Consider the following 4,575-nt stretch of genomic DNA (forward strand, 5'->3'; position numbering starts at 1 on the left):
CCGAGGACTTCTACCAGGCGAAACTCAGCCCCACCCTCGACCTCGCCGCGCACTTCGTCGTCGGCGGGCTGGCGCAGGCGCTCACGTCCTGGCTCGACGGCACGGTCCCGCTCGAGGAGGACGAGGTCGTCGAGGCGTGCACCGAACTGCTGCTCACGGCATCGACGATGATGCGGTGATCCGGGCGGCGGCCGCGCACGCCCCGACCGCGACCACCGTCGCGCCCGCGAACATCGCCGCGAACCCCCACGCGGTGGCCGCGGATGCTGCGAACACCACCGTCCCCGCGCACAGCCACACCGATTGCGCCGCAGCATCATTGACCTGCATCGCCGCCGAGTTCGTGCCCGTCTGCTCCGGCGGCGAGTAGTCGAGCAACAGCACCGACGTCGACGCGAACACCATCCCGATCCCGAGGCTCGTTACCGACCAGCCGGCCAGCGCGATCGCGGGCCACACCTCCGACCAGAGCACGCTGGTCGATGCGCCGATCCCGACCGCGAGCGCCGCCGTTCCCCACCGCACACGCACCGCCGCATCCGACAGCGCCGACACGTGCGCCGCGATCCACGACCCGGCGAACCACGCGAGCGCCGACACAGTCAGGAACATCCCGGCATGCGCGGGCGTGAATCCGTGGAACTGCACCAACGCCAGCGGCACATACACCTCGGCACCGAAGAACGCCGCGCCCGTCAGCGAGCGCGCAGACAGCACGGCGGGCAGGCCCGCGGCGAAACGCCACGTCCCGGCGGGCACCAGCCGCGGAACGGACCAGCACACAGCCGCGACCGCCGCGGCCAGCAGCAGCGGCCACCCCGCGACCTCCCGTTGCCCGGCGACCCCGACGGCGAGCACCGCGATCGCCGCGACCGCCGCCCACCGCAGCGACGGCGCGGTACGGGCCGGATCGTCCGACGGTGACGCCCGCCGCAACTCGGGGGCCAGCGCGACCACGGCGACGACGGCGGGCAGCGGCGCGAGCGCGAACACCCACCGCCACCCGACGGCGTCGGCCAGCGCACCGGCCACGGGCGGTCCGATCAGGGCCGGCAGCACCCACGCGCTGGTAAGGACCGTGAACACCCGCGCCCGGAACTCCTCGGGATAGGCGACGGCGACCAGCACGTACAGCGCGACCCCGGCGAGCCCGGACCCGAATCCCTGCACGGCCCGGCCCGCGAGGAACACGGCGATATCGGGGGCTGCGGCCACCTCGATCAGGCCGGCCGAGAACACCGCCACCCCGGTGTAGAGGGCGGGTCCGGGGCCTGACCGGTCGATCCACACCCCGGCGACGCAGATCGCGAACACCGACATCGCGATCGGGGCGGCGAACGCCAGCGCATACGAGGTGAGCGCCCCGAACTCGTGGCCGACGACGGGCATGACCGTCGCGACGGCGAACGATTCGAACGCGAACAGCGCAGACAGGAAGAACAGCCCGACCGTCGTCGTGCGGAACCGGCCCGACCACAGTGGGGGCGCGGAGACGACCGTCATGCCGTCACCTCGTCCACGCCTCGCCCGAGCGAACGGTAAATTCCGTCTGTTGAAGGAGTCGGGTGTACCGCTCGCTCGGGAAGCCGGGGGTGTTCGAAACGCGAACCGAACTCGCGCCGGGCAATCGGGTGCATGGCCGCCTCCGTTCGTCGGGTGTGGTCCCAGCGAACAACCTCCAGCCGACTCGAGGTCAAGAGGCACATTGTTAACCTCTACGCGTGCTGCTCTCCGATCGTGACATCCGCGCCCAGCTCGCCTCCGGGCATCTGGGCATCGACCCCTTCGACCCGGAGATGGTGCAGCCATCGAGTGTGGACGTCCGCCTCGACAGCCTGTTCCGCGTCTTCAACAACACGCGCTACACGCACATCGACCCTGCTCAGCGCCAGGACGAGCTGACCTCTCTCGTGCAGGCCCCGCCCGGCGAACCGTTCGTGCTCCACCCGGGCGAGTTCGTGCTCGGCTCGACGATGGAACGCTGCACGCTGCCCGACGACCTCGCCGGTCGTCTCGAGGGCAAGTCGTCGCTCGGACGCCTCGGACTGCTCACGCACTCGACCGCCGGATTCATCGACCCGGGTTTCGACGGGCACATCACCCTCGAGCTGTCGAACGTCGCGAACCTGCCGATCACGCTGTGGCCGGGCATGAAGATCGGCCAGTTGTGCCTGTTCCGCCTGACCAGCCCCGCCGAGCATCCGTACGGCAGCGCGAAGGTCGGGTCCAAATATCAGGGGCAGCGCGGGCCGACCCCGTCGAAGGCGTACCTGAACTTCGCGCACAACCACCCGGACGCTCGCCCGAGCTGACGCTTCCCACTACCCGTGCCGCGCGGCGCGGCCTGCTCGACGATGAGGACACCCTCCCGTCGCGGAGTGCACGCATGCATGCGCACGACGACGTCCACATACTCAGCACGATCATCCGACCCGATCGTGACGGTTGACGTTCGACGCGATCCGATCGCCCGTCCGGCCGAGCTCACTGCGCCGTGATCCCCGCAGATTCGGGTAGTCCGCTACTCGTGTGCACCGCGGTCCCGCTCGTACGTTCGGATACGTCACACGATCCGACGACGAGGGGAGCACCCCGATGACAGAGATCGAACAACGCAGTCCACGTTCACCGGACACGGTGCGGGTGTACCTGCCGCACCACGCCGCACACGACCTCGACGCGGTCGCGAAGATCTCCCGGCAGGTGCTCGATCGACTCGGTTGCCCTGGCTGCACATCCGGGTTCGACATCCGGTTCATCGAGTTGCGGGACTTCGCGGTGGACCCCGACAGTCTCGACGTCCGGGAGATCCCCGGTGCACCGAGATACTGACGGCTCCGTTCTCGGCGTCGGCATGGTCTACTGCCCGGCGCTCGGACCGGTCTTCGAGGCCGGCCCGGACGTCGTGGCCGTCGCCGAACTCGAGCCGCAAACACTCTGGCGCACAGTCTGTTCCGAAGGCAAATGGCGTTATCGTGTCGACGGGTGGGCGCTCGACGCCGTGGCAGTGCTGCCGCAACGCAAGCTCGTCCACGGGGTAGGACAGCCGCTCGCCGGAAGCATCGACGATCCGCTGGACTACCGGACCCCGTTGCGCGGCGTCGTCGATCTGCTCGACCCGCCGTGGGTCAGCGAACACCTCAGCTTCGTGCGTACCGCCGGTGCCTCGGGGATCGAGCACGCCGGATTTCTGTTGCCGCCGGCGCAGACCCCGGAGCAGGTTGCCGTCGCCGCGGAGAACATCGACGACTACCGGCGGGTGGTGGGCAGGCCGGTCGCGTTCGAGACCGGGGTCGACTACCGGGCACCACGCGAGGACGAACTCGACGACGGCGTCTTCTTCCGGGACGTCGCCGCACGCTCCGGCAGCGGGATCGTGCTGGACCTGCACAACCTGTGGTGCAACGAGGTCAACGGTCGCGGTGCGGTGCGCGACGTCCTGTCCCGCATCCCGCTCGATCGGGTGTGGGAGGTGCACGTCGCCGGCGGCGACGACCTGGACGGATACCGGCTCGACGCCCACAGCGGCGCGGTGCCGGGCGAACTGCTCGACCTCACCGCCGACGTCGTGCCGCGCCTGCCGAATCTGCGGGCATTGACGTTCGAGATCATGCCGTCCCACGTGCCCCACCTCGGACTCGACGGCGTGCACGCCCAGTTGGAACGGTTGTGGCAGATCTGGGATCTGCGACCGGATGCCGCACCGGAACCGTTTCCGACCGCGATCACGACCCGCGCTTCCGCCGCCGAGCGCGCGACGGTGCACCGGGCGGAACGGAACCTGGTCGCGGCACTGCGCGGTTCGGAACTGGCCGAACCCGGTGTGCTTCTCTACCGCAGGCTCGTCGACGAACAGCGCCGCGCACATCTCGCCCAGGCGCTGCGCTACACGACGACGGCACTGCTCACCACGCTAGGCGCGGCGGCCACGGAAGCGGTGATCGCCGAACACCTGTCGGCGCATCCGCCCGAGATGACACCCGGGGTCGAGGGATACAGGTTCGCGACGTACCTGGCCTCGCGCCCCGGCCTGATCGACGCGGTGCCGCACCTGCGGCAGGTTCTCGAGTTCGAGACCGCTCTGTTGCGCGCGGCGCTGTTCGGGACGTCCACGGTGGTCGAGTGGGACGTCGACCCGGCCGGGGTCCTCGACGCTCTCGACGAGGGACGCGCCCCGGGCGTTCTCGAACCGCAGTCGTACTCGGTGTCCGTGGAGATCTGACGGCGGCCGGATTCGCGTAGTGCACTACTCGTGACCGCAGCCCCGTACCGGGCGACGCTGAAGACGATCCGAATCCATTTCTCGCCCGAAGGTGATGCCATGACGATCATCTCCAACACCAGGGCCCACGGCTCCGGCGACAACGCCGCGGCCTATCTCACCGAACGCGAACACCAGCGCCGCGCCGCGGCCCGGCGCATCGTCGACCGGTCCGATGTACGGGTCGGCAACGAGCAGGTACTCGGGGAACCCGGCGGGATCGCCCGCGCCGACGACCCCGCGCGCATCGCGAAGCGTCTCGACCGGGTGAGCCGCTACTACCTCGGCGGCGATCCCGCCGATGCGCCGGCGGG

At 69.9% G+C, this 4,575-nt stretch carries 4 protein-coding genes and 2 pseudogenes; 5 read left to right on the forward strand and 1 reads right to left on the reverse strand.

Annotated elements, in window-relative coordinates:
- Positions 1–179: pseudogene (locus tag I0Q12_RS35210) on the forward strand (TetR/AcrR family transcriptional regulator); the annotation flags it as partial.
- Here the strand turns inward: I0Q12_RS35210 and I0Q12_RS27135 are convergent.
- Complete coding sequence (locus I0Q12_RS27135) at positions 154–1,503, reverse strand: MFS transporter (RefSeq protein ID WP_197256476.1); 1,350 nt, start codon at positions 1,501–1,503, stop codon at positions 154–156. The pseudogene I0Q12_RS35210 and the gene I0Q12_RS27135 sit on opposite strands and share 26 nt — an antisense overlap.
- 218 nt (positions 1,504–1,721) lie before the next feature.
- Between I0Q12_RS27135 and dcd the strand changes: the two genes are divergently transcribed.
- The 4 genes and pseudogenes from dcd to I0Q12_RS27155 form a co-directional block, all read left to right on the forward strand.
- Positions 1,722–2,312 (forward strand): dCTP deaminase, encoded by a 591-nt coding sequence (gene dcd, locus I0Q12_RS27140; protein WP_197256478.1) that lies wholly within the window; start codon positions 1,722–1,724, stop codon positions 2,310–2,312.
- Between the two features lie 283 nt (positions 2,313–2,595).
- Positions 2,596–2,832: a hypothetical protein gene (locus I0Q12_RS27145; protein WP_197256480.1), complete on the forward strand. Its 237-nt coding sequence runs from the start codon at positions 2,596–2,598 to the stop codon at positions 2,830–2,832.
- Positions 2,816–4,222, forward strand: coding sequence for a DUF692 family multinuclear iron-containing protein (locus I0Q12_RS27150; protein WP_197256482.1), 1,407 nt, complete (start codon positions 2,816–2,818; stop codon positions 4,220–4,222). Before I0Q12_RS27145 ends, I0Q12_RS27150 begins: the two co-directional genes overlap by 17 nt.
- A 99-nt stretch (positions 4,223–4,321) precedes the next feature.
- Positions 4,322–4,575 (forward strand): annotated as a pseudogene (locus I0Q12_RS27155) (endonuclease); the annotation flags it as partial.

It is taken from the genome of Rhodococcus sp. CX (assembly GCF_015865005.1).
Lineage (GTDB): Bacteria > Actinomycetota > Actinomycetes > Mycobacteriales > Mycobacteriaceae > Rhodococcus.